General features: G+C 74.1%; 18 protein-coding genes. 4 read left to right on the top strand and 14 right to left on the bottom strand.

From position 1 onward, the window contains the following. Positions 1 to 153 precede the first annotated feature (153 nt). Complete coding sequence (locus ABZ444_RS30075) at positions 154 to 798, top strand: hypothetical protein (RefSeq protein ID WP_358003895.1); 645 nt, start codon at positions 154 to 156, stop codon at positions 796 to 798. On the opposite strand, the gene ABZ444_RS30070 is transcribed toward ABZ444_RS30075, so the two are convergent. The 10 genes from ABZ444_RS30070 to ABZ444_RS30025 all read right to left on the bottom strand — a co-directional run bounded on the left by ABZ444_RS30070 (position 795) and on the right by ABZ444_RS30025 (position 16,399). Next, positions 795 to 2,852, bottom strand: a complete 2,058-nt coding sequence (locus ABZ444_RS30070; protein ID WP_358003892.1) for a sensor histidine kinase — start codon at positions 2,850 to 2,852, stop codon at positions 795 to 797. The two genes, ABZ444_RS30075 and ABZ444_RS30070, sit on opposite strands and share 4 nt — an antisense overlap. Continuing rightward, on the bottom strand, positions 2,849 to 4,102 hold the full coding sequence (locus ABZ444_RS30065; protein WP_358003889.1) for a histidine kinase: 1,254 nt from the start codon (positions 4,100 to 4,102) through the stop codon (positions 2,849 to 2,851). The genes ABZ444_RS30070 and ABZ444_RS30065 overlap by 4 nt, the downstream gene beginning before the upstream one ends. Positions 4,103 to 4,132: 30 nt before the next feature. Next, positions 4,133 to 5,311, bottom strand: a complete 1,179-nt coding sequence (locus ABZ444_RS30060) for an ABC transporter permease (protein ID WP_358003886.1) — start codon at positions 5,309 to 5,311, stop codon at positions 4,133 to 4,135. Then, the gene (locus tag ABZ444_RS30055) at positions 5,311 to 5,997 is read right to left on the bottom strand and encodes an ABC transporter ATP-binding protein (RefSeq protein WP_358003883.1); all 687 of its coding nucleotides are present in this window, start codon (positions 5,995 to 5,997) and stop codon (positions 5,311 to 5,313) included. Before ABZ444_RS30055 ends, ABZ444_RS30060 begins: the two co-directional genes overlap by 1 nt. Then, a complete protein-coding gene (locus tag ABZ444_RS30050; RefSeq protein WP_358003881.1) occupies positions 5,990 to 7,786 on the bottom strand; it encodes a peptidoglycan-binding protein in 1,797 nt (598 codons plus the stop codon). Before ABZ444_RS30050 ends, ABZ444_RS30055 begins: the two co-directional genes overlap by 8 nt. Positions 7,787 to 7,793: 7 nt before the next feature. Then, positions 7,794 to 8,687, bottom strand: a complete 894-nt coding sequence (locus ABZ444_RS30045) for a hypothetical protein (protein ID WP_358003878.1) — start codon at positions 8,685 to 8,687, stop codon at positions 7,794 to 7,796. Between the two features lie 33 nt (positions 8,688 to 8,720). After that, a complete protein-coding gene (locus ABZ444_RS30040; protein WP_358003876.1) occupies positions 8,721 to 9,605 on the bottom strand; it encodes a hypothetical protein in 885 nt (294 codons plus the stop codon). A 14-nt stretch (positions 9,606 to 9,619) separates the two neighbouring features. Then, on the bottom strand, positions 9,620 to 9,943 hold the full coding sequence (locus ABZ444_RS30035) for a PadR family transcriptional regulator (protein WP_189651648.1): 324 nt from the start codon (positions 9,941 to 9,943) through the stop codon (positions 9,620 to 9,622). A gap of 77 nt (positions 9,944 to 10,020) precedes the next feature. Next, positions 10,021 to 12,549: a glycoside hydrolase family 9 protein gene (locus ABZ444_RS30030; RefSeq protein ID WP_358003873.1), complete on the bottom strand. Its 2,529-nt coding sequence runs from the start codon at positions 12,547 to 12,549 to the stop codon at positions 10,021 to 10,023. Positions 12,550 to 12,811: 262 nt separating this feature from the next. Beyond that, positions 12,812 to 16,399, bottom strand: coding sequence for a BTAD domain-containing putative transcriptional regulator (locus ABZ444_RS30025; protein ID WP_358003870.1), 3,588 nt, complete (start codon positions 16,397 to 16,399; stop codon positions 12,812 to 12,814). A 167-nt stretch (positions 16,400 to 16,566) separates the two neighbouring features. Here ABZ444_RS30025 and ABZ444_RS30020 point away from each other — a divergent pair, with 167 nt between their 5' ends. After that, positions 16,567 to 17,058: a hypothetical protein gene (locus ABZ444_RS30020; RefSeq protein ID WP_358003867.1), complete on the top strand. Its 492-nt coding sequence runs from the start codon at positions 16,567 to 16,569 to the stop codon at positions 17,056 to 17,058. A gap of 84 nt (positions 17,059 to 17,142) precedes the next feature. Continuing rightward, positions 17,143 to 18,348: a helix-turn-helix domain-containing protein gene (locus ABZ444_RS30015; RefSeq protein ID WP_358003864.1), complete on the top strand. Its 1,206-nt coding sequence runs from the start codon at positions 17,143 to 17,145 to the stop codon at positions 18,346 to 18,348. A gap of 51 nt (positions 18,349 to 18,399) precedes the next feature. On the opposite strand, the gene ABZ444_RS30010 is transcribed toward ABZ444_RS30015, so the two are convergent. Both ABZ444_RS30010 and ABZ444_RS30005 read right to left on the bottom strand, forming a co-directional pair. Next, positions 18,400 to 19,254, bottom strand: a complete 855-nt coding sequence (locus tag ABZ444_RS30010) for an SGNH/GDSL hydrolase family protein (protein ID WP_358003861.1) — start codon at positions 19,252 to 19,254, stop codon at positions 18,400 to 18,402. A 77-nt stretch (positions 19,255 to 19,331) separates the two neighbouring features. Continuing rightward, entirely contained in the window at positions 19,332 to 20,462 is a 1,131-nt protein-coding gene (locus tag ABZ444_RS30005) for an alkaline phosphatase PhoX (protein ID WP_358004051.1), read from the bottom strand. A 228-nt stretch (positions 20,463 to 20,690) separates the two neighbouring features. Between ABZ444_RS30005 and ABZ444_RS30000 the strand changes: the two genes are divergently transcribed. Continuing rightward, on the top strand, positions 20,691 to 22,661 hold the full coding sequence (locus tag ABZ444_RS30000; protein WP_358003858.1) for a hypothetical protein: 1,971 nt from the start codon (positions 20,691 to 20,693) through the stop codon (positions 22,659 to 22,661). An 18-nt stretch (positions 22,662 to 22,679) separates the two neighbouring features. On the opposite strand, the gene ABZ444_RS29995 is transcribed toward ABZ444_RS30000, so the two are convergent. Then, entirely contained in the window at positions 22,680 to 23,288 is a 609-nt protein-coding gene (locus tag ABZ444_RS29995; protein WP_358003855.1) for a GNAT family N-acetyltransferase, read from the bottom strand. Further along, entirely contained in the window at positions 23,285 to 24,769 is a 1,485-nt protein-coding gene (locus ABZ444_RS29990) for an APC family permease (protein WP_358003852.1), read from the bottom strand. The genes ABZ444_RS29995 and ABZ444_RS29990 overlap by 4 nt, the downstream gene beginning before the upstream one ends. Positions 24,770 to 24,784 lie beyond the last annotated feature (15 nt).

Below are 24,784 nucleotides of genomic sequence, written 5' to 3'. Positions count from 1 at the left end.
GGTTTCTGGCACGGAACGTATTACACCCGACGCTGTGTCCTTATGTCCCGGGACAGGGGTCCCGTCGGCGACGGGACCGGCGGCTCTGCCGGCCCGGGGCGGCCCGCCGGAAACCTGGAGGCACGACATCCCCTCAAGGAGAAAGGACCTCCCGTGGACGGCAAGATCACCACCACCCCCGCGCGGGCCCGCACCGACGTGCCCGCCACCCCGCCCCCATCTGCAGGCCCCGCCATCGCCCCGGCCGCCGTCCGCAGGCTCGGCCTCGCGCTGAGCGCCGGCACGCTCGCCTGGACCGCCAGCATCTTCGTCTACGGCACGCAGGCCCAGGGGTTCGGCGGGCGGGTCGGCGACCTGACCGGACTGCTCTTCCAGCTCGGCCTCTTCGCCCTGCTCGCCGTCCAGATCCAGACCCGCGCGACGGGCACGTCCGGCTTCGCCAGGATGATGCTCAAGGTCGAGCTGGTGCTGCTCGGGCTGGCCAGTGTCTGGTCCCTGCTGCACGGCGTCCTGCCCGACGACCTCCAGGAAGGGCCGGTGATGCAGGCGCTCGACGTGTTCTGGCCGGTGTCCATGCTGGGCATGATGGCCATCGGCATCAAGATCGCCTTCGCCGGGCGCTGGCGCGGTGCGGTGCGGTGGTGGCCGCTCGTCGCCGAGAGCTGGGCCGTGGTGACGGTGCCGGCGTACATGGTGTTCGGCGAGTCGATCTCGAACTGGATCGGCGGCATCCACCTGGTCGTCGGGTACGCCACCCTCGGCGCGCTGCTCGCCCTGCGGCCGCGGCTGACCTCCTAGGCCGGCGGCGTGAGCGGCAGGACGGCGGTCACCTCGGTGCCACCGCCCGGCCGGGGGCCGATCGCGCAGGTGCCGCCGATCTCGGCCGCGCGCTCGCGCATCGACGTCAGGCCCACGCCCGGCGACGGCTCGTCGGGCAGGCCGGTGCCGTCGTCGCCGACCGACACCCGCAGCGCCGCGGCCTCCCGCCGTAACGTGACCAGCACCGACGTGGCCTGGGCGTGGCGGCGCACGTTCGTCAGCGCCTCCTGCACGATCCGGTACGCGGCCGTCTCCACCGCCGCCGGCAACCCGCCCAGCGCCTCCTCGGCACGGTCGGCAATCTCGGGGACCACGGTCACGGTGACCTCGACCCGGGGGCCCGGGGCCTGGCCGAAGGCGCGCAGGGCGCCCGCGAGGCCCAGCTCGTCCAGCACCGGGGGGCGCAGGCCGTCCACCAGCTCGCGCACCGACATCAGCGTGCTGGTCATCTCCTCGCGCACCCGGACCAGCAGCTCCTCCACCGACTCGGGGTCGCGCTCCAGCCGCCGCCGCGCCTCGTCGAGGGTCATCGTCACGCTGGTCAGGGTGGGGCCGAGGCCGTCGTGCAGCTCCCTGCCCAGCCGGCGTCGCTCCTCGTCGCGGGTGGCGCTGATCCGCTCGTGGGAGTCCCGCAGGTCGGTGCTCAGCCGTACGGCGTGCGCCAGCTCGGCCAGGTGCTTGGCCATGACGTCCAGCGGCTCGCGGCCCGGCCGCGCCCCGGCGATCCGCAGCCGCCCGACCGGCTCGCCGTGCCAGGTCAGCTCGACGGACCGGGACCGGGCGCCCAGCTCGCCGTCCACGAACGACAGCGCGGGCTCGCCCGGCACCTCCACGCCCACCCCGCGGGCGACCAGGGACGTGCGCACGACGGAGATCGCCTCGGCCAGCGCCCCCGCCGGGTCCCCGGCCCGCTGCACGGTACGGCTGAGCAGGTCGGCCGCCCGGTACGGGTCGCGTTCCACGTTGAACAGCCGGTCCACCGAGCGCTGGAGGCGCAGGCGTACGGGATGGAAGGCCGCGCCGGTGACCATCGCGGAGGCGAGCCCCGCCGCCGCGCCGTAGCCGTCCGCCAGGCTGTTGGACGTCCAGATGAGCGCCGAGTACGTGAGGCCGGCCCCGACCGCGAGCGTGCCGTACACCAGCGTGCGGTTGAGGATGAGCCGGATGCCGTAGAGCTGGTGGCGCAGCACGGCGGCGATGATCGCGATGGGGATGCCCGCGGCCAGGAAGACCCGTACGGCGATGATGAAGGTGTCCTGGTTGCCCGCGCTGGCGATCCAGTAGCCGACGAAGATCACCATGGCGTAGAAGTACCAGGTGATCTGGCGGCGCACCTCCGGCGTCGCCGCCCGGTACCTGAAGCCCAGCGAGACCACGCCGAGCAGGCACAGCAGGATCATCGGGGGCCCGATCCACGACTCCACGACCTCGGGGATCCTGCCCAGCGCCGCCACCCCGAACGGGTTGCCCACCGGTACCCCGAGCTCGAACGACGGGTCGGGGGACAGGCCGAGCAGCAGCGAGTGCCCGACCATGAGCGCCAGGTTGCCGTAGAGCACCGGTCGCCAGCGCCTCGACGGCAGCCGCCCGTCCGGGAAGAGCAGCGGCATGATCCCCGTGAACGTGGGCACCGGCAGCAGCCACAGCCAGATGGCCGGCCAGGCGACGTAGGGCAGGAGCGGGCCGGGCGCGTGGAAGTACATCCAGCCGGTCAGCGCGAACAGCAGCGAGTACGCCGACCAGACGACGCCCGTCGCCCACATGAGCCAGGGGACCGTCAGCCGGGGCCGCCGGCTGATCAGGAACGCGCCGGCGAGCGGGAACATCAGCCCGATCGGGTCGAGCCCCTGCGTCTCGGCCAGTCCGCCGAGCTGCGCCGCCAGCACCGCCGCCGTCACCACGGCCGCGAGCGAGGCTGCGGCCGCCGCCCACACCCCCGCCAGCACGAGCCGCCGCCGCACCCGCGTGCGGCGGCGTGCGTCCGCGCCGGAGGCGGCCGGCCGCCCGGGGCCGTCGTGCTGAGCAGGGGTCATCGTGGCTCCTTGACCGGCAGTTCCGCGACGACCTCGGTGCCGCCGCCGGGGCGGACGTCCAGCTCGCAGACGCCGCCCACCTCCTCGGCCCGCCCGCGCATCAGGGCGGCCCCCTGGCGGCGCTGCTCGGGCAGCCCGATCCCGTCGTCGGACACCGTCAGCCGCAGCCCGTCGCGCCGCTCCACCCTGATCAGGGCGGTGGTGGCGCGGGCGTGCCTGCGCACGTTCGCCACCGCCTCATGTGCGATCTTGTACGCCGCCACCTCCACCGCGGCCGGCAGGTCGGCCAGCGAGCCCGAGACCACCACGTCCACCCTCGGGCCGGGCGCGTCGGCGAGCAGCCGCAGGGCGCCCTCCAGCCCGAGCTCGTCCAGCCCGGCGCCGTCGAGCGCGGGCGGACGCAGGCCGTACACCAGGTCGCGGACGTCCATGATGGCCTCGGTCATCTGCCTGCGTGCCGTGCTGAGCAGGGGTTCGACCGAGCTGGGATCGCTGGCCAGGCTGAGCCGGGCCTGGTCGACGCTCATCGCCAGGTTCGTCAGCGCCGGTCCGAGGCCGTCGTGCAGGTTGCGACGGAGTTCGCGGCGTTCCTCCTCGCGGGTGACCATCATGCGCTCGCGCGAACGTTGCAGGTCGGCGCTGAGCCGTACGGCGTGCGCCACCTCGGCGAGCTGCCTGGCCAGCATGTCCAGCAGCGCCCGGTCGCGCGGCTCACCGCTGACCGACAGCCAGCCCATCGACTTGCCGTGCCAGACCAGGCGTTCGACCGAGGGGGCCGGGTCCATCTCGCCCGCGATGACGCTGCGCACCCGTCCGCCGGGCAGGACGACCTCCACCGCGACGCCGGGCGCCCCGAGAGCCAGCCGGACGGCGTGGGCCGCCGACGCCAGGGCCTCGGCCGGCCCCCTGGCCTCCTGCACGCTCCGGCTCACCCGGTCGGCCAGCCGGTACGGGTCGCGCTCCCACCTGAACAGCCGGTCCGCCGCGCTCTGCAGGCGCAGCCGTACGGGCTGGAACAGCGCGCCCGCGGCCAGCGCGGCGATCAGGTCGGACCACGAGCCGAGCAGGCCGTCGAGCGCGCCGACCCCGAAGTAGACGGCGCCGACCACGGCGGTCAGCGCGAGGTAGACCAGGGCGCGGTTGAGCAGGAGGAGGGTCCGCTCGCGTCCGCGCAGCCCGGACAGGACCGCTGCCTTGACGAGCAGCGGTCTGACCGCTCCGAGCAGCACCCGCCGGACGTTTTTCGCCATATGTCGGGCACATCATAAGTGGCGTAACCGCTATCGCAGAGAGTCCACCGGCTGCATCTTCGCCGCCCGCAGCGCCGGATAGAGCCCGGCCAGCAACCCCACCACCGCCCCGGCCACCGGCGCGGCCAGCGCGAGCCGCGCGTCGAGGAGCGGCGTCCACTCCCTGGCGGCCGAGACGGCGACGACGGCGACCACGCCGAGGCTCGTGCCGATCACGCCGCCGGCCAGCCCGACCAGCGTCGACTCCACCAGGAACTGGGCGGCCACGTGCCGCCGCGCCGCGCCGAGCGCCCGGCGCAGCCCGATCTCGGGCACTCGTTCCATCACCGTGACGAGCGTGACGTTGGCGATGCCGACCGCGCCCACGACGAGCGAGACCAGGCCGAGGATCAGGAACAGCGCGTTGACGTCGTCCTGGGCGGCGTCGCGGGCCTTGGCCGGGCCGGGCGGCGCGACCACCTGGAGCATGTCCTCGTTGTCGGGGCTGAGCGCGACCGGCGTCTGGCCCGCGACCAGCGCGGTGGCGCCCAGGCCGGTGTTGACCAGCACCCTGGTGACCGTCCGCAGCCCGAACCGGGCCCCGGCGGTCGGCGGCACGAACACCGCCGCGCCCAGGTCGCGCTCCCGGCGCAGCCCGCCGAGCACGCCGATCACCGTGTACGCGTGCCGTCCGATGAAGACCGCGGGCGCCCCGTCGAGCCGGGTGATCCCGAGCAGCCTGGCGGCCTGGTCGCCGAGCACGGCCACCCGGTCGCCGCGCCGGACGTGCCCGGCGTCGTAGAACCTGCCGTGCAGCATCGTGCCGCGCAGGGCCCCGGGAAGTCCGGTGGTCGCGGCGACCAGGGGCAGCGACTGCGTGGTGATGCGCGCCGGATCGACGATGTCGTTGGAGCGCACGGACAGGTTCGCGGTGTCCTCGCTCTCCGACAGCGCGGCGGCCGACTCCACGCCGCGCAGCCTGGTCAGCCGGTCGACCGCGTCCCAGGTCACCAGGGGCGCCTTCGGCGAGGCGGGCACCTCGACGGTGATGGCCGTGGCCACCAGCGCGTCGAAGTGGCCCACGACCTGGTTGCCCGCGGTGGCGGCCACGCCGAGCGTCACGACGAGGGTGGTGATGCCGAGCACGGTGCCGAGCGTGGTGAGCGCCGTGCGCAGCGGCCGGGCCAGCAGGCCGGCGACGGCCTCGCCGGCCAGGTCGCGCAGATCCATCACTCCTCCACCAGGACGCCGTCGATGATCCGTACCCGCCGCTCGGCGCGCGCGCCGACCTCCTGCTCGTGCGTGATGACCATGATGGTCAGGCCCTGCTCCCGCAGCTCGTCGAACAGGTCGAGCACCGCGTCGGTGTTGCGGCTGTCGAGGTTGCCGGTGGGCTCGTCGCACAACAGCAGGGACGGAGAGCCCATGAGGGCCCTGGCGATGGCCGTGCGCTGACGTTCGCCCCCGGACAGCCGGCCGGGGGCGAACCCCGTACGGTGTCCGAGGCCGACGCGGTCGAGCGCCGCCAGGGCCCGCTCCCGCCTGCCCCTGCGTGGCTGCCGGGTGTAGAGCTCGGCGAGCATCACGTTCTCCACCACACTTCGGTGGGCGAGCAGGTGGAAGGACTGGAAGACGAAGCCGATCCGCTCGCCGCGCACCTTGGTCCTGGCGCGGTCGGGGAGCGTGGTGGTCTCGGCGCCGTCGAGGCGGTAGCTGCCGGAGTCCGGCCGGTCGAGCAGGCCGAGCACGTTGAGCAGGGTGGACTTCCCGGAGCCGGACGGGCCCATGACGGCCACGTGGTCGCCGCGGCCCACCCGCAGCGAGACGGCGTCGAGCGCGCGGACCGGCGGCTGCGCGGCGTACAGCCGGCACACCCCCGTCAGCTCGATGACCGGCTCGGCCCGCTGCTCAGGCATCGCCGACCACCACCCGCTCGCCCTCCTTGAGCGCGCCGGTGACCTGGACGTTCCCGTCGGCGGACAGGCCGGTGCGGACCTCGACGTCCCGGGTGCGGTCGGTGGCGTACTCGACGCGTACCCGCGCCTTGCCGTCGGCCGAGGTGATCACGGCCGTCACGGGCACCACCAGGACCGGCTCCTTCGTCGCCCCGACCGTGATCCGCGCGGTCACCGCGGTCCCGGCCTTGAGTTTCCTCGGTGACCGCGGCGTGATCAGGACGGGCACCGCCCCGGCCGCCGTCACGCCGGTCTCCGGCATCCTCGCCTTGTCGCCCACGGCCGTCAGCACGGCCTGGTAGGGCCGGCCGGCGTCCGGCTCGACGGTCACCTGCATGCCCGGACGCAGCAGCTCGGACTCCGCCGTCTCGACCGAGGCCGCGACCGTGAACACGGAACTGGTCACGGTGGCGACCTCGCTCTCGACGCGCTGACCCGCCTTCACCGACACCTTGCGCACCCGGGCGGGCAGCTTCGGCAGGAACACCACCTCGCCGGGCGGGATCGAGACGCCGTACGTGCGGGCGTACTCGGCCAGCATCTCCTTGGCCGCGGCCACGTCCTTGCGGGCGCCGGCCACCTTGAGCCGGGCCGGCGAGAGCTGCCTGGCCTGGCGCAGCGCCTGCTCGGCGGTGGCCAGCGTCTCCTCGGCGGTGCGCACGGCCGCGCGCAGCTCCGTGACCCGGGCCGCGCGGGTCTGCCCGGCCTCCTTCCGGATCAGCTCGCGGGTCTCCTGGGCCGCCGCCAGGTCGGCGCGGGCGTTGGCGACCCGCAGCTCCAGCAGCCGCGTGTCGCCGTCGGACGCGGCGGCCGGTCCGGCGGCTCCGGCGGCTCCGGCGGGAACGCCCGTGGGTGTCGGGGTGGGCGCGCCGGTGGGGTTCCCGGTGGGAGCCGCCGTGGGCGTCGGCGTGGGGGCGCTCGTGGGCCGGCTCCTGGCGGCGGCGAGGGCCTGCTCGGCCTCCAGCAGCCGCTCCTCGGCCGCCCGCACCGCCGAGTCGGCGGCCGACAGCCGGGCCTCGTCGGCGGGGGAGAGCTCGCCGGACCGTGCCTCGGCCAGGGCGCGGCGGGCCACCTTGAGCCCGGTCTTGGCGTTGGCCAGCTTGAGCCTGAGCGGCAGCACGTCCTGCCCCCGGTCGAGGGCCTGCTTCTCGGCCGCCAGGGTCTCCTCGGCGGTCCGTACGGCCTTGCGCAGGGTCTCGTACGTCTGCCGGTCGGCGAGCGTGGGCCGCTGGGCCTCGTAGCCCTTCGCCGCGTAGAACCGGGTGAGCGCGGCGACGGTGGCCGGGTCGAAGACGCCGGTGGACGGTGCGCGGTGGCCCAGCCTGCGCAGCGCCCGCTGCAACTGGGTGACGTCGTCGCCCTCGCTGCCCGGCGCGATCGTGCGGTGCATCGGCACCGAGCCGCGCAGGACGAACACCGGGCGGCCGTTGACCTCCATCAGCACCGCGCCCTCGGCGATCCGGCCGGGACGCGGCGCCCTGGTGGCCCGCTGGAGCTCCGACGTGCCCCCGACGGTCCCGGCCAGGCCGACCGGCAGCGGCGAGGCGTACTCAAGGGTGCCGTTGACCACCACGGTGCTGACCAGCCTGCGGCGCTCGACGGCGGCGGTGACCAGGGACGGTTTGGGCGCGGCGCGCCTGGCGGCCTCGTCGGCCGGCGAGCGCAGCCGGGTGCTCACCGCCCACCCGGCCAGGGCGACGAGCACGACCCCGGCGAGCACGACGGCCGCAAGCCTGCGTGGGGATCTCATGAGAAGGTCACCACGCGAACTGGTCGTTGATCTTCCGCTGGATCGCCATGTCCTTCGGCGCGTAGGCCGCGTAGAAGTCCTTGCCGCACTCCAGGTCGTCGAGCGCCGCCTTGATCTCCCTGTTCAGGTAGGGCTTGGCCTGGGCGGGCGTGAGCGTCGGCACCCAGATCTCCCCGCTGGTGTCCTTGGCGCTGGAGACGGACAGGCCGGGCTTCTGCTTGCGGCCGATCTTGTCCATCTCCGACGTGAAGACGTCCTCGCCGCTGTTGCTCATGGCCCTCGGCTTGGTGTCGCTCACCGCGTAGCCCTTGCCCTTGAGGCAGGCGGCCATGGACGTGGCCAGCTCGACCAGCTCGGGATCGCCGTTGAGCGCGCTCTCCTTGGCCGTCCTGTGGGCCTTGGCGAGCTGTTTGTAGTAGTCGGCGTACGACTTCACCGTGAGGCCGAGCACCTCCTTGCCGACCGTGACGAGGCAGGCGTCCTTCCCCTTGCCGTAGGCGCCGAGCTGGGCGGCGGAGAGCTGGCCCTGGATCTTGATGTTGGGGTCGGCGACGGGCAGGTCGGACCCGGCGCCCTCCAGTTCCTTGGGATAGACCATCGCGGCGAACACCCCGAACCCATATCTGGCGCGATATTTCCGCATTGCCTGGTAGTCACCGGAGTCGCGCTTGCGCACCTCTTCGCTCTTGTCCTCGGGCTGCACGTACGGCACGTACGTGAAGCCCTTCTGCTTCATGCAGTCGGCCTTGGCCGCCTCGAACTGGTGCTTCCTGTCCTTCGCCGCGGTCGGCGACGGCCGGGCGGAATCGGCGGTGACTGCCGGCTCGGCGGCGCCCCCGCAGCCGCAGAGCACGGCCGCCGACAGCGACACGGCGATGGCCAGGCGAGATCTTTTGAGCATGGCGAGGACCATACTCCGTTCCACGAAGTATGGTCAATCCAGACAATGCCGCTGCCGGCGGAAGGGCGCGAAGGCGGCCCCCGTGACCAGCAGGGCGAGCACTCCCCAGTAGGCCAGGTGCTGCCGGGTCAGGGCGTCGGAGTGCAGCACCAGCTCGCCCGACGTCGTCGCCAGGTAGATCGCCGCCGCCAGCGTCCACCGGTGGTCGCGGGCCAGGTAGGCGCTCGCCATCGCCAGCCCGAACGCCACCGCCTCCACGCTCAGCCTGCTCAGGCTGAGCGGGAGCGCCGTGGAGTCCTCCATCCACTCGGGGCCGGCCCAGCTCGCCGCGACGACCGCCGCCCACCACCACCACGACCTCGTGCGCGGCGCCCGCCGCAGGACGAGCAGGCCGGCCAGCGCCACCGTGTAGACGCCCGCCACCAGATAGGGGTCGCTGTCCATGAACAACGGCCGGACCTGGAGGAACGTCGGATAGACCGGTAACAGCGTCGCGTCGAACAGCGGCCACCCGCCGGCCAGCGCCACCGCCTTGGCCCCGGTGAGGAGCGTCAGCGCGGCCGCCGTACGCAGCCGTCCCCGAGCGGTCGCCAGCAGAGTGAGCGCCGACAGCAGCGTCCAGAGCGGCAGGGTGCCGGCGTAGGGCAGCAGCGCGGCCAGGTTCGCCGCCGCGACGGCGGTGACGGCGAGGTGCACGCCGTCCCGCCAGGGGCTGCCGCTCGCCAGGTGGACGATCCGGCTGCGCACGCCGCCCGTGAGCAGCCCCCACGCCTCGCGCGGCACCGGGATCCGGCGTCCCGGGGCGGCCGATTCGAGGAGCACGTCGAGCAGCTCGTCACCATGGGCCGCGCGGTAGGGCCTGGGGTAGGCGAGCATGAGCTTGCGGTAACGCCGTTCGAGCGCGGACGCGGCTCGCACGGACCCGACGGCCGTCATCCGGCCGACGGCCGCAGGACGAGCGAGGCGGCCGCCTGCATGCGCCTGGCCTCGGCCTCCACCAGCGCCTGGCCCTCGTCGGTGATCCGGAAGTAGCGCCGGTTGCGCCCGTTGACCGTCTCCTCACGGTCGACGGTGATGACGCCCCGCTCGTTCAGGCGTTCCAGGATGCCGTAGAGCGTGCCGACGGAGGGCTGGACCCGGCCGCCGGACAGCTCTTTGACCGACTTGCTGATCGCGTGGCCGTGCAGCGGGCCGGCACGCAGCGCGGCGAGCACGAAGTACATCGGCTCGCTGACTTCTGAGGTTCCCCTGGGCATGGGGAGACAGTATTCCGTTCAACGGAGCGTGGGCAACGCGGGCGGACCCCGGAAGGGCCGCCCGCCCGCGTCGGGCGTCACCGGCAGCGGTCGCCGTTGAGGCGGAAGACCTCGGGGGCGGGGTTGGGCCCCGAGGCGTGCGTGCCGACGAAGCCGAACGTCACGGATCCGCCGGGCCTGATCCGGCCGTTGTAGCCGAGGCTCCGCGCCGTCACCACCGCTCCGGACTGGGCGAGCTCGGCCCCCCAGCCCTCCTTGATCCGCTGGCCGCCGGGGAACGACCAGCTCAGGGTCCAGCCGTTCACGCTCTCCCGGCCGGTGTTCTCGATCACGATCTGACTGGTGAAGCCGCCGGGCCACGAGCCGTGCGCCGAGTAGCGCACCCGGCAGGCGGACTGCTCGCCCTTGTCCGCCAGGAACGCCGAGACCCACGCCAGCGGCGAGTTCCAGTTGATGGTCAGCTCGTTGGTGGACCAGGACTCGATGTCGTCGACGTAGCAGAACTGCGGCTTGCAGCCGCGCAGCAGCCGCTGGGCGACCGGGTCCTGGATGGCGGAGTTGGGGCCGCCGGCCAGCGAGCCGCGCGGCGGGTGGGGCAGCGCGTGGTCGAGCTGGTGGGCGTACCAGCGGCTGTGCTGGTTCTGGGCGGAGACCTCGCCGTAGCCGGTGACGTAGGAGATGTTGAGCGCGTTGCGGCCGAGCAGGTAGTCCATGCCCTCCCGGACGGCGGCCCGGTACTTCTCCTGGCCGGTCAGGTCGTAGGCGGTGGCCAGGACGACCAGGTTGTTGAGGACCAGGTTGTTGGAGCCCCAGTCGAAGTCCGCCGGCGCGTACGGCAGCCCGTACGGGTGCGCCCGCTGGACCGCCAGGTACTTGTCCGCCCCCTCGACGACCGACTGCCGCACCTTGTCCCGGCCCGGCAGCGCGTTGGGCACGGTCGCCAGGCCGAGCCGGCCGAGCTGGGCGGTGTTGCCCCAGTCGAAGCCGCGTTCGCGCCAGATGTCGCCGGTGTGGTGCGGCGAGGCCAGCACGAAGTCCGCGAACTCCTTCTCGCCCGTCGTGAGGTAGAGCTCGGCCGCCGCCCAGTAGAACTCGTCGGTCACGTCGGCGTCGTCGTAGGCGCCGCCGCCCACGCCGTCGGCGGGGTCGGCGTACCGGGCCGGGTTCGCCTTCGCCGCCGCCCACGCCCCGCGCGCCGCCTTGAGGTTCCTCGTCGCGAACGCCGCGTCGTAGGGCGCGAACAGCCGGGCCGCCTGCGCCGCCGTCGCGGCCAGGTTGAGCGTCGCGGCCGTGGACGGCGGGTGCAGCTCGCGCTTCTGCGGGTCGAGGTGCGGCAGCAGCGGAAGGCCGGTCCAGTTCTGGTCGTGCACCTTGTGATGGGCCATCCCCGCGTACGGCTTGCCGTCCGGCACCTGCATGCTCAGGATGAACTCCTGCTCCCAGCGGGCCTCGTCCAGCACGTCCGGGACGCCGTTGCCGCTCTCGGGGATCTTGAGCTGGCCGTCGGTGAAGGCGGCCCGGTCGCGCTCGTAGGCCGCCATCAGCTGGTGGACCGCGATGCCGCCGTTGACCACGTACTTGCCGTGGTCGCCGGCGTCGTACCAGCCGCCCTTGACGTTCAGGGTGTAGTCGCAGCCGCCCGGCCGGCAGGGCACGTCCGTGTCGCCCTGGTTGGGGGACGTGCCCGCGTGGCCGGCCGGGCGTCCGTAGCCGGGGCGCAGGCTGTCGATGATCTCGATGCCGCTGCGCTGGGTGTAGTAGAACTTCAGCGCGTCCGTGGGGAGGGAGTCGTACACGTCCGCGCCGATGTCGAACGGCCGGCTGGTCTCGCCGTCGGCGGTCAGCGTGTAGCCCTCGCCGGGCTTGGCGTAGGCGCCGAAGTCGATGGTGTGCACGTTCTGGCCGGAGCCGGCGTCCATGCCTTTGGGGGCGGTACGTCCGTTCGCGACCCTTTCCTGCGCCGCGTTCCGCAGCTCCCAGTCCAGGGGCGTGGTTGCCTCGGTGACCAGGGTGGCCTTCTTCGGGCCCGAGGGCAGGTAGCCGACCATGTTCACGCGGACGCGCGGGCCGGTGTCCGGCTCGTAGACCTCCGGTTCGGCGCCGCCCTTCAGCGACACGTCGTCCATGCAGAACCTCCAGGGCTCGGCGCTGCCGCCCAGCTGGAACGCCACCTGGGCGTTCGGCAGCGAGACCGGGGCGGTGAAGGTGTAGGAGTAGTCGTTCCCCGAGACGCTCAGCTCCGGGGCGGCCGACAGGTACTGCGTCCACGGGTCCACGGGGAGCTGGATCAGGGCCTTGCCGACCTTGGCGGGGGTGGCGGAGGCCGAGAACCTGTAGGCGTAGGTGTCGCCGGCGGCCAGCGGGACGCCGTCCTGGCCGATGATGACGTCCCAGGGGTTGGCGGTGCCGCCGGGGACGTCGGCGCACAGCCTGCCGCCGTCGATGGTCAGGGTGGTGTTGCCGGTGCTCCACCAGGGGGCGGTGCCGGCGTCGAAGGTGCCGTTCACGATCTGCTCGGGTCCCTCGTCGGCGGCGCGGGCGGACGCGGCGGGGGACAGGGCGACCATGGTGAGGAGGGCCAGCAGCGCGGCCCGGCGTCGGGTCATGGAGGTCCTTCGGGGGTTTGGGAGCGCTCCCAATAGCGCGATCCCGATCCTCCTTGCCCACCGCCGCCCCGTCAACGGGTGCGCCCGATCGGGCCCCGAAGACCCTGAAACTTTCACGCTCGGGGCCGCCCCAGCGCCGCAGCAATCGCGACGGGCCCTACCTCTCACAGGCCGGGGGACCGTGATGGCCTGGCCTCCCGCGGTGGCGGGGGATCGGTGAGAGCCCTCTCGCGTGCCTCGGGGAGCGCGAGGGCCCTGACTCTCACGTGGTGGGGGGATCGGAGGTCAGGTGGTGGAGGAGATCCGCGGCCCTGCGGCGGTCGTAAGCGGCGGCCAGGCGGTCTGCGGCGGCCAGCGCCTGTCCGGCGGCCCGGACGGCGGCCCTTCTCCTGCCCGCGGCGGCCAGCACCAGGGCGCGGGCCCACCCGATCCTGGCCGCCGCGCCCGGGTTGCGGGCCAGGTAACGGGTCAGGTGGATGTGGAGGCGGCGGGCGGTCGCGCGGTCCACGTGATCGCGTACGTGCCACAGCAGCTCCGCCAACCCCGACCAGCACTCCAGCATGCCGGGCTGCGCCGACGGCAACCCGTCCGCCAGCGCGAGCGCCCGAACCAGCACCCCCCGCACCTCGGCAACGCCAAGCACCACCGGGCCCTCGGGACCCGCCGCACCCAACGCACCCATCGACCCCGCCAGGGCCGCCGGGTCCATCGGGACCTCCGGGGCTGCCGCGCCCGCAGCGCCCGCCGGGACGGCAGCGGGGGTGGGCGCCACCCGGTCGACAGAGGCGGCGGTGGGGACGGGCGTCGTTCGGTGGGGCGGGGAGGTGGCGGTGGTGAGGCGGGTGGTGGCGGTCAGGAGGCGTAGGGCTTGGATGGTGTGCAGGGACGGGCTGTCATGGAGGCCGAGCCGGGCGGCGAGGGCGCGTCGCCGTTCCGTGGACGCGCGGGCCGCCGCCAGCACCTCCCCGATCCGCTCGGCGGGCACGCCGTCGAGCCGCAGCAGCGCCTCCGCGCGGCCCGCCAGGCACCAGTGGCGGCCGATGTCGTCCCCGCCCACGCGCGTGACCGACAGCTCCTCGGTCTCGGCGAACAGCTCCGCCGCCTCGGCGAACCTCCCCTCCCACAAGGCGGTCTCGGCCAGCATGCCCGCGCAGTTCTCCGCCATCCGGGGGTCCAGCGTCCGGGCCCGTCCCTCGGCGAACGACCGGCGGGCCGCGCCGAACGCGCCCGAGTGCAGCTGGTCCAGCCCGCGCGCCAGCCGCGCCCGGCTGGCCGCCTCCGTCGGGTGCGGGACGCCGTCCAGTGCCCGGTCGGCGAGTCCGCCGTAGTGGGCGGCGAGCCCGTGCCGGCCGGCGATCCGGGCGATCGTCGCGAAGTTCGCGTACGCCTCGGCCCGCAGGGCGGGGTCCGGCGCGCGTTCGGCGGCGTTGAGCTGGCGGAGCGAGGCCACCAGCATCGTCGGCAGATCCTGCTGGTGGTAGGCGAGCCGGGCCAGCAACGTGAGCGCCTGGGCGGCCTCCGGCCCGGCCGCATCCGTCCGCCGCGGCGGCACCAGGCGATGGACGGCCTGCCGGACGGCGGCGGCCAGCACGCCCACGACAGACCCGGCCTGCCGGACGGCGGCGGCCAGCACGCCCACGACAGGCCCGGCCTGCCGGACGGCGGCCGGCACGCCCACGCCAGACCCGCCAAACCCGGCGGACCCGCCGGGCACGGTGGACCCGCCGGGCACGGTGGACCCGCCGGGCCCGGCGGACCCGCCGGGCACGGTGGCGCTCAGCGTGCCCGTGACCGGCTCGGCCGGTCCGGTGGGCAGTGGTTCGCCGAGGGCGGTCAGTGCGGCTCTGGCCAGGCGGGCCGCCTCTCCCTCCCGGGCCAGCTGGTACGCGCTGATCCCCGCCATCCGCAACCACCGCGCCCGCAGGTACGGCACGTCCACGCCGCTCTCCAACCGGCGGCCCACGACGGCCGCCGACTCCTCGTACAGGCGTAACCGCAGGCACAACGTCCAGTAGTGGTCGAGGAAGGCGGGGTCGCCCGACGCGGCCCAGGCCGTCCTGATGTTGTCCAGGTCGGCGCCGAGCACCCGGACGGCCTCGGTGTCCGACGCGTCCTGGAGCGCCGCGGCGTGCCGGTCGAGCAGGCGGGCGAAGCAGGCGGCGTGCCGTTCGCGCACCGCGTCCCGGGTCGCCGGGTCCTCGGCCAGGCGGGCGGCGGCGAACTGCTGGACGAGCGGGTGGACCGCGTACCGGCCGGCCGGGGTGAGGTGCAGCATGCTCTGGTCGACCAGGCGGACCAGCACCCGCGGGGTCGTGCCGGTGACCTCCAGCGCGTGCGGCAGCGTGCAGCCGCCGCCGAACACCGACAGCGCCGCCAGCGCCGCCCGCTCCGGCGGCCCGAGCAGGCTCCAGGACGTCTCGAAGACCGTCCTCATGCACGCGTGCCGCGGGCGGACGGCGGGACCGCCGGCCGAAAGGAGCTCCAGGTCCACGCCGAGCCGCCGGGCCAGCTCCGCGCACGGGACGGCGCGCAGCAGCCCGGCCGCCAGCTCGATGGCCAGGGGAAAGCCGCAGGTGGCGGCGCAGATCGCGGCCACCATGGCGGCTTCGGCGTCGGGGTCGAAGGACGGCTGCGCCCGCACCGCCCTGGCCGCGAACAGCTCCTCGGCGGCCGGCCCCGGCAGCCCCGCCACCTCGACGGCCACCTGGCCGGGCAGCTCGGGACGCCGCCGGCTGGTCGCCAGGACCCGTACGCCGGGGGCGGCGCGCAGGATCTCGCCCACGACCGCGTCGAAGCCGGGAAGGTGCTCCAGGTTGTCCAGGACGAGGAGGAGCCGGCGTCCGGCGAGGGCGGACAGCAGGAGGTCGAGGGCGGGACGCGGCGGCGAGAGGTCCACGCCGAGGCGGCGGGCCAGCGTGGTCACGGCGGCCTCGGGCCGTACCCCCACGAACGAGACGAACGCCACCTCCCGGCCGTCCCGAACGGCGGCGGCCGCGACGGCCAGCCGGGTCTTGCCGACCCCTCCGGGCCCGACCAGCGTCACCAGCCGCCGCCGCGCCACCAGCGCGCGCACCCGCCGGACCTCGTCCGCGCGCCCGACCAGCTCGGAGCCGGGAACGGGCAGGGGCGCCCGCCCGGCGCCGGCCGTCGCGGCGGGGGTGCGGCGGGGGAGCAGGTCACGGCGCAGGGCCTGGGTCTCCGGGGCGGGGGCGACGCCGAGTTCGGCGGCCAGGCGGTGGCGCAGGTCGTCGTAGCAGGCCAGCGCCGCCGCCCGGTTCCCCGCCCCGGCCAGCGACGCCATCAGCAGCCGGTGCGCCTCCTCGTCGAACGGGTCCAGCGCCGCCACGATCCGCGCCAGCCGCACCACCTGCGCGGAACCGTCGGCCCCGGCCTGCGTGAGCAGGTCGCGCAGCAGCGTCCGCACCCGGCCGCGCTCCTCCGCCAGCCAGCCCGCGAAGGCGGGGGCGTCGCCGATGCAGACGCCGTCCAGGAACTCCCCGCGCCACAGGCGCAGCGCCTGCGTGACCGTCGAGGCCGCCACGAGCTGCCGGTGGTCCACGAAGCAGCCGTCGTCGTCACCGAGGAAGCGCACGTGGTCGCGGGTGATGTCGAGCCAGCCGCCCACCTCCCTGCGCAGCTCCGACAGCGCCAGCCGCAGGCTGCCGCGCGCGTTGGCGTCCGGGCGCTCGCCCCACAGCAGCGCGGCCAGCTCCGACCGCGACCGCGGCCCGGTAGTGGTGGCGAGGTAGCACAGCAGCGCCTTGGACTTGGCCGAACGCAGGTCCACCGGCGTGCCCCCGACGGCCAGGTCGGGCGGCCCGAGCAGCAGCAGGGTCAGCGACTCTCCCATGGCGGACGACAGTAGGCGCGCCCGCCCGGACAGACTGCGCCAAAAGCCACAGAAAGCGCGTGTTCCGCGCCACTGACCTGTGCTCTCACGATGTGCTCACGATGCCGTCCGCACTCTGGGACCGGCTTCGCGAGAGCCGCGAGGCACGGACCGAAGGACACGACAGCATGCACGCTCACCGACTGATCGCCACGCTCGCCCTGGCCGCCGGCGTCGCCGCCCCCGTGGCGCTGACCGCGGGCCCGGCCGCCGCCACGACCGCCACGACCGCCTCCTGCGTCATCACCCTGTACGACATCGACGCCAACAACGTGGCCGAACGCGACGGCAAGGACGAGCTCCGCTTCAAGGTCGACGGGAACCTGTTCCCCAAGTTCAGCGCGAACTACTTCTCGATGAAGACCGGCGGCGACGGCGACCCGGCCGACTTCGAGTACCCGTCCACGCTCCTCGTGGGCAGCGAGGACGTCAAGTTCGACCTGCGCGAGGTCACCCCGCCGATCGTGGGCGAGGGCGACAGCCTGGGCAAGGCCACCGCGCACGGCTCGGTCTGCGCGGGCCTGGCCGTCGGCGCGGACACGACCGAGACGACCATCGTCGAGGGCACCGACGAGACGGACTACACCTACACCGTCCGGCTCAAGCTGACCAGGCAGTGACCGAAGTGACCTGACCTGCGCAAGGCCCCGCCGCACGCCGGCGGGGCCTTCACTCACGCCGGATGTTCTGGGAGGGTTCGGAACGTGGTCCCTGCCCTCACCCTGGCCGGGTGCGTCGCGCACGAGTTGCTCGAACGCCAGACCGCCAAGCTGGCCAGGCAGCTCGTACGCGGCTTCGCCGAGGAGATCCCCCTCTACCGGCGGCTGCCGAAGGAGGAGCTCGACGGCGAGATCACCGTCATCACCGAGCACAACCTGCGGCTGATCGCCCGCATGTTCCGCGACCGCCGCCCGCCCACCAGGGCCGAGCTGGCCCCGCTGCGCTCGTCGGCGGCCCGCCGCGCCCAGGAGGGCGTGCCGCTGGAGGCCCTGCTGGCCGCCTACCACCTGGGCGCGCGCAAGGTGTGGGAGCACCTGTTCGCCGCGGCCACGCCCGCCGACTTCGAGGACGTGCTGGCGGCCAACCGCCTCATCCTCCTCTACACGGAGTCGGTGACGGCCGCCGTGTGCACGGCGTACCTGGAGGAGCGTGAGTGGATGCTCAGCCACGAGCAGCACGCGCTGCACGCCGCCGTGTCCGCGCTGCTCGGCGGCGACCGGGCGGCCCTGGCCGGGGTGCGGCTGGCCCCGCGTTACCTGGTGCTGGCGCTCGCCGTCGGCCGGCATCCCGACGAGGAGAGCGACGAGCCGGGCGGGTCGATCGCGGGCCGCCGCAAGCTCCACCGGATCAGGACGGCGCTCCAGCGGGGCGCGGCCGAGCCGGTGCTCTCGGTGCTGGACACGACGGGCGGCCTGGTGTTCGTGCCGATCACCGGTGAGGACCCCGACTGGTACGAGGTCGGCGAGACGGCCGCCGCGATGGCCAAGGCGGCCGGCGTGCCGGTGTGGGCGGCGGCCGAGATCGCCCCGCCGGCCGGGGTGCCGGAGGCGGTCAAGCTGGCCGAGGAGGTCCTGGAGGTGGTGCGGATCTTCGAGCAGTCGCCGGGCGCCTACCGGCTGGCCGACGTGCTGCTGGAGTACCAGCTCACCAGGCCGAGCCAGGCGACCGCCGTGCTCGCCGGCCTGCTCGACCCGCTGCTCGACAACCCCGACCTGCTCAGGACGCTCACGGTCTACCTGGACACCGGCCTCGACCGCCGCCGTACGGCCGAGCTGCTGCACGTGCACCCCAACACGGTCGACTACCGCCTGCGCAGGGCCGTCAGCCTGACCGGCCTCGACCCCGTCGACCCGGCCCACCTGCAACGCATCGGCGCGGCGCTGGCCGCCAGGCGCCAGCACCGCAAGTGACCGGGAGCCGTCCCCGGCGGGGGGCGGCTCCCGTCGCACGATTCAGAGTGCTCAGACCGAGGAAACAGCGGCGGTCACCACAGTGGCGAAGTTCCGCATCCCGAGACCGTTGGGGTGGAACGGGGCGGCGGGCGAGGCCGGCACGTACGGCTCGATCCAGCGCACGCTCGGGGCCTTGCACGGGTCGTGGCCCACGCTCGGCGTCTGCAGGTCGACGAACGACACGCCCGCGGCGGCGGCCTGCTCGGCCAGCATCTGGTTGAAGTACTGGAGGGTGGCGCGGATGTAGTTGGCGTCGGCCTTGATGATCGGGACGGTCGGGTAGCAGCCGTTCGGCGGCGCGTAGGTGGCGTAGCCGACCATGAAGATCCGGGCGCGCGGGGCGCGGGCGCGGATGTCGGTCACCAGCGTGGTCAGCTTGGGCCGCAGCGCGTCGGTCTTGACCCGCCAGGAGTCCTGGCCGTTGACGATGTAGTCGTCGTTGCAGGCGTCGCCGATGGGCGGGGGCAGCAGGTTGAGGCAGTCCTCGATGAAGCCGGTCAGGCCGACGTCGTTGGCGCCGATCTGCACCGTGACCAGGGTGGTGTCCGGGCTGAGCGCGTCGAGCTGGGGCGCGACGCTGCCGAGGTCGGTGCCCTGGGAGTTGTACATGTCGCGGGTCTTGGCGCCGGAGCAGGTGACGTCCCTGAAGGTGGCGGCGCCGATGGCCTGGGCGGTCAGGTGGGCGTAGTTGTGGTCGGAACGCCAGCACCCGAGGTCGGGCACGACCTGGTTGGGCACCAGGGGACCCGACGCGGCGGAGTCGCCGAGCGCCACGTACACCTCGCCCTGGGCGGCGTGTGCGGGCGGCGCGACGCCGAGCGCCAGGGCGGTCGCGGAGAGCAGGACGAGCAACCGTCGGACCATGGAGGACTCCTTCGGCGGGGGTGGGGGGTGCGGAAGCCGTGCCGGTCACCGGCTCCGGTGGGGTGAAGCCGTGCTGGTCAGCGGCGGAAGGGCCCGGTCACCTCGTACGTGATCCCGCCGGTCCCGGCGGTCTCGCCGCTGGTGCCGCGCTGGGAGGAGAAGTAGAGCCGGGTGCCGTCGGGGGAGAACGCGGGGCCGGTGATCTCCGACTTGGCCTGGCCGTCGAGGCGCATGACGGGGGCGACCACGCGGTCGGGGGTGATGATGTTGATCTCCATGTTGCCGCCGTCCTCGGCCACGTACAGGTCGCCGGACGGGCGGCCGGTGATGTTGTCGACGCCGTCGAGGGTGCCGCCGCCCTCGTAGATCGCGGTGACCGTCTGCCTGGCGGTGTCGTAGGCCCAGACCTTGCGGTCGCCCTTGGCGGTGAAGTAGCAGATCCCGGCGGCGTAGTGGCAGCCCTCGCCGCCGCTGAAGTGGCGGGCCGCGGCGACCTGGTGCCTGGTCTGGGTGTCGAAGACGCCGGGCGTCGCGTCGGGCACGGGCCGCCACTCGACGCTGTCGCCGCCGAGCCCGCAGAGCACGTCGAGCCGGCCGCTGGACAGGTCGCCCCAGGTGGTGGGGGTGAAGCGGTAGAAGCAGCCGTCGCCCTCGTCCTCGGTCAGGTAGACGACCTTGTGGTCGGGGTCGCAGGCCGCGGCCTCGTGCTTGAACTTGCCCATCGCGGGGCGCTGCTGGGCGGAGCGGTTGCCGTACGGGTCGGTCTCGTAGACCTTGCCGCGGAAGATCTCCTCGCAGGACAGCCAGGTGCCCCACGGGGTCGCGCCGCCCGCGCAGTTGAGGTTCGTGCCGCTCAGGATCCGGTACGCCCGGTCGATCGAGCCGTCGGCCCTGAACTTGATCGCCGAGGTCCCGCCCACGAGCGGCACCTCGGAGTTGGACACGTAGATCCAGCCGGAGCCGTCGGCGAAGCACGCGCCGCCGTCAGGAGCGGGGTGCCACAGCGTGCCGCCGACGACCCGGCCCGACCTGGCCACCACCCGGCTGGTGAATCCGGCGGGCAGCGCCATGCCGTTCGCGTCCGGGGCGCCGAGCGGCCCGTACGGGCTCACGCCCGCGCCCGCCGCTGAGGCGACGGCGTCGTGCCACATCGCCCCGGAGAAGGCGACCGCCGCGGAGACGGTCCTGAGAAAGGTACGACGGCGCATCATCACTCCACGTGGCTCGCGTCGTTCGATGTCGTTTGAATTCGCAGACATGACGATGAGCCCTGCTCGTCCTTCTGTGAACTGGACAGGGCAGTAAATCCGGACGGTCAAATCTGTGACGCCTCACAAATCTGGGCGGCATTCCGTGAAGCCATTGACGGCGGCCCCGGCGCGATCCACCATGGCCCGAACCCCCGGCCTCGATCAGCCCCCGAGGTGCCCGTGCGCGTGCTTCCCCGTCTCCTCACCGCCCTCGCCCTGGCCTGCGCGACGCTCGCGGCCCCGTCGGCGTCACCGGCTTCGGCGGTCCCTGAACCGTCCGGCTGCGATCCGATCGACCCGGCGGCCTGCCTGCTGCCGTTCCCGAACGACTGGTTCACCGTCGCCGACCGGCGCACCGACACGGGCCGCCGGGTGGCCTTCGCGGCCGGGTCCACGCCGGTCTCGGTCGCCGGCGTGCCGATCGCGCCCGCCGAGTGGAACAGGAACGACGGCTTCTCGCCGGGCTCGATGTTGCTGGCCAGGGTGCCGGGGCTCGACCTGGCCAGGACGGGCGCCGCGCCGATCACCGACATCGGCGGGTCGCTGGACCGGGACGCGCCCGTCGTGCTGCTGGACACCGTGACGGGGGAGCGGTGGCCGTACTGGGCCGAGCTCGACGCGAACGCGCCCGCCGACCGCCAGGCCCTGATCGTCCGCCCGGCCCGCAACCTGAGCGAGGGCCACCGGTACGCCGTCGCCCTGCGCGACCTCCGCGACGCCGCCGGCGCCCCGATCCCGCCGAACCCCGCCTTCGCCGCGGTCGCAGGGCCGCCCCTGCCGCCGGAGCACGAGCTGCACGACCGTCAGCGCCGCCTGCAGCCCGCGCTGTCCGCGCTGCGCCGCGCCGGCGTCGGCACCCGCGGCCTCTACCTGGCCTGGGACTTCACCGTCGCCAGCGCGCGCGGCCTGGCCGGTCCCGCGCTGGCCATGCGCGACGACGCCCTGCGCACGCTGCGCGGCCGCGCGCCCGCCTTCGAGGTCACCTCGGTCACCGACCTCACCCCCGAGCAGGACGCCCAGATCGCCCGCCGGGTCGAGGGCACCTTCCGGGTGCCGAGCTACCTCGACCGGCCCGGCGGCCCGCCCGGGTCGGCGCTCAACCGCGGCCCCGACGGCCTGCCGGCCCGCCTGCCCGGCAACGAGCAGGTGGCGCCCTTCCGCTGCGAGATCCCCCGCGTCGCCTTCGACCGCCCCGCCCGCCCCTCCCTGTACGGCCACGGCCTGCTCGGCAGGCACGCCGAGGTGGGCGCGTCGAACGTGAAGACCATGGCGCAGGAGCACGGCTTCCTGTTCTGCGCCACCAAGTGGATCGGCATGGCCGACGAGGACATCCCGCACGTCGCCTCCGTCTTCACCGACATCTCCCGGTTCGGCACGATCCCTGACCGCACGTTGCAGGGGTTCCTCGACTTCATGTTCCTGGGTCGCGCCATGACCAGCTCCGACGGCTTCGCCGCGCACCCCGCCTTCCGCACCGCCCGCGGCCGCCCGCTGATCGACCTGCGCCACGGCCTGGTGTACGACGGCAACAGCCAGGGCGGCATCCTGGGCGGCGCGCTGGTCGCGCTGTCGAAGGACATCGAGCGCGGCGTGCTCGGCGTGACCGGCATGAACTACAGCACCCTGTTCAACCGCAGCGCCGACGCCGCCCCCTTCCAGGCCGCCTTCGACCGGGCCTACCCCGACAAGCTGGACCAGCAGCTCATTTTGGCGCTCATGCAGATGTTGTGGGACCGCGGCGAGGCCGACGGCTACGCCGCCCACCTGACCGACCGCCCCTACCCGGGGACGCCACGGCACCGGGTGCTCATGCACGTGGCCTTCGGCGACCACCAGGTGGCCACGGTCACCGCCGAGGTCGAGGCCCGCACCGTCGGCGCCCGGCTGCTGACCCCGGCCCTCGCCCCGGGACGCAGCCCGGACGCCGTGCCGTTCTGGGGCATCCCCGCCATCCGCGGCCGGGCCCATCCCGGCTCGGCGCTGGTGATGTGGGACAGCGGCGCCCCCGCGCCGCCGCTCACCAACACCCCGCCCACGCAGGGCGAGGACCCGCACGAGAAGCCGCGCAGGACCCCGGCCGCCCAGCTCCAGAAGTCGGTGTTCCTCAAGACCGGCGTGGTCGCCGACGTCTGCGACGGGCCCTGCGTCACCCGGTGACGCCGGGCCGCCACTGCGTCACCCGGTGACGCCCGGGCGCCACATCGGCCAGAAGAGGGTGCCGTCGGGCAGCGCGAACGGCTCCTCGGCCTGGTAGCCGTGCCTGGCGTACAGGTCGCGGCTGCGGGCGCTGCTGGCCTCCAGGTAGGCGGGCGCGCCGTCCAGCAGGGCGTGGTGGCGGCGCAGCAGCGCCGATCCGAGCCCCCGGCCCTGATGGTCCGGGTGCACGGCCAGGAACGCCAGGTGGTGGTACGGCGGCTCCGGGTGGTGCCGTTCGAACAGCTCGTCCAGCAGCCGGAAGCGGTCGGCCCACCTGCCGGCGGCGGCGGCCAGGCGGCGGTCGTAGTCGGGCGGCTCGGGCAGCGGCGCGTCGGCGGTGTGCGCCAGCCACACCGCGACCGCGCGGCCCTCGTCGAGCAGGTCCACCTCGCCGTGCTCGATGGCGTGCGAGACGAGGATCAGGAAGTCGGCCACCATGATCTCGTGCCGCCCGGCCGGCTCGGGCACCAGGTACGACACCGCGGGCAGCCGCGCGAACGCGGTCGCGATCAGCTCGGCGACCGTGCCGGCGTCACCGGCCGTCGCCCGGCGGACGCCGTGCGCCGCCACGTCCTGTGCGCGCGTCAACGGACGGCCTCCGGCGTGGCGGCGGCCTTGGCGCCCATGCCCACCAGCGAGTACACGCCCGGCTGTCCCGCGCGCAGGACCAGTGCCCAGCCCACGCCGAGCAGGGCGGCCAGCGCGTACACGACCGGCAGGATCCAGGCGAGCGGATCGCCCTCGGGCACCCCGAGCAGCGTCGAGAAGTTGTCCAGCGCCAGCCACACCATCACCGCCAGCGCCAGCGCGGCGGGCACGGGGGCCACGAAGCGCCGCACGAGGCTCTCGCCGCTCGGCTGCCGGGCGAAGAAGGCGACGATCGCGATCGAGGTCACGAACACCAGCAGCAGCACCCCGAACCCGCCGAACGAGCCGCCGTAGAAGAAGAGCTGCACCAGCGGGTCGAGTCCCAGGACCGCGTAGACCACGATGACGACCAACCCGAGCACGGTCTGCGCGATCGAGCCCGACCGGGGCGCGCCGCTGCGCGGCCGGGTGCGGCCGAAGAAGGCGGGCAGCACCCGCTCGCGGCCGAGCGCGAAGAAGTACCGGGCGGTGGTGTTGTGGAAGGAGATCATGGCGGCGAACACGCTGGTGACGAAGAGCACCCGGGCGATGTCCACGACCGCGCCGCCGAGGTGCTGGTTCGCGATGATGAAGATCGTCTCGGCCTGGTCGCGGCGCGCGGCGGCCACGATGTCCGCCGGTCCCGTGGCCACCGTCATCGCCCACGACGACAGCGCGTACAGCCCCGCGATGATCGCCACCGACGCGTACGTGGCCAGCGGCACGGTACGCCGCGGATCCCGGCTCTCCTCCGAGAACACCACCGACGACTCGAACCCGACGAACCCGAGCGTCGCGATGACCAGCAGCGCCCCCACCCCCGGCACGAACAGCGCCGAGGGCGACAACGTCTCGGCCGAGAACCCCGACGGCGCCGGGTTGACCAGGTCCGCCAGGTCGAACAGCAGGATGACCGCCACCTCGGCGGTGAGCAGGACGGCCAGCAGCCGCCCGTTGACGTCCACCCGCATCAGCCCGAGGACGCCCACCAGCGCCCAGGCGACCAGCGAGATGGCCCACCAGGGCGGCGCGCCGCCGAACCAGCGTTCGAGCAGCGGGGTGGCCGCCGCGCCGAAGGCGCCGTACAGGCCGACCTGGAGCGCGTTGTAGGCGATCAGCGCCACCCAGGCCGCCGCGATGCCCGCCGGACGGCCGAGGCCCCGGCTGATGTAGGTGTAGAACGCCCCGGCGTTGGCCATGTGGCGGGCCATGGCCACGTACCCGACCGCGAACACCGCCAGCACCACGCCCACGACCAGGAACGCGATCGGCAGCCCGGTGATGCCGGTGACGGCGTAGCCGGTGGTGATCACGCCGGCGACGACGGTGAGCGGCGCGGCGGCCGACAGGACGAAGTAGACGACCGAGGGCGCGCCGAGCCGGTCGGCGGCCAGGGCGCCGGCGATCGGATCGGGCGCGGCGCCGGATCTCGCGGAGGGCATCGCGTTCCTTTCTGG

Source organism: Nonomuraea sp. NPDC005730 (assembly GCF_040630865.1).
GTDB lineage: Bacteria > Actinomycetota > Actinomycetes > Streptosporangiales > Streptosporangiaceae > Nonomuraea.
This window is presented reverse-complemented; position numbering and strand designations above follow the sequence as displayed.

Coding starts and splice junctions, on each gene's coding strand:
- ABZ444_RS29990 (WP_358003852.1), bottom strand. CDS start 24,769: ATGCCCTCCGCGAGATCCGGCGCCGCGCCCGATCCGATCGCCGGCGCC.
- ABZ444_RS30050 (WP_358003881.1), bottom strand. CDS start 7,786: ATGAGATCCCCACGCAGGCTTGCGGCCGTCGTGCTCGCCGGGGTCGTG.
- ABZ444_RS30025 (WP_358003870.1), bottom strand. CDS start 16,399: ATGGGAGAGTCGCTGACCCTGCTGCTGCTCGGGCCGCCCGACCTGGCC.
- ABZ444_RS30020 (WP_358003867.1), top strand. CDS start 16,567: ATGCACGCTCACCGACTGATCGCCACGCTCGCCCTGGCCGCCGGCGTC.
- ABZ444_RS30060 (WP_358003886.1), bottom strand. CDS start 5,311: ATGGATCTGCGCGACCTGGCCGGCGAGGCCGTCGCCGGCCTGCTGGCC.
- ABZ444_RS30030 (WP_358003873.1), bottom strand. CDS start 12,549: ATGACCCGACGCCGGGCCGCGCTGCTGGCCCTCCTCACCATGGTCGCC.
- ABZ444_RS30055 (WP_358003883.1), bottom strand. CDS start 5,997: ATGCCTGAGCAGCGGGCCGAGCCGGTCATCGAGCTGACGGGGGTGTGC.
- ABZ444_RS30065 (WP_358003889.1), bottom strand. CDS start 4,102: ATGGCGAAAAACGTCCGGCGGGTGCTGCTCGGAGCGGTCAGACCGCTG.
- ABZ444_RS30035 (WP_189651648.1), bottom strand. CDS start 9,943: ATGCCCAGGGGAACCTCAGAAGTCAGCGAGCCGATGTACTTCGTGCTC.
- ABZ444_RS30005 (WP_358004051.1), bottom strand. CDS start 20,462: ATGCGCCGTCGTACCTTTCTCAGGACCGTCTCCGCGGCGGTCGCCTTC.
- ABZ444_RS30010 (WP_358003861.1), bottom strand. CDS start 19,254: ATGGTCCGACGGTTGCTCGTCCTGCTCTCCGCGACCGCCCTGGCGCTC.
- ABZ444_RS30045 (WP_358003878.1), bottom strand. CDS start 8,687: ATGCTCAAAAGATCTCGCCTGGCCATCGCCGTGTCGCTGTCGGCGGCC.
- ABZ444_RS30070 (WP_358003892.1), bottom strand. CDS start 2,852: ATGACCCCTGCTCAGCACGACGGCCCCGGGCGGCCGGCCGCCTCCGGC.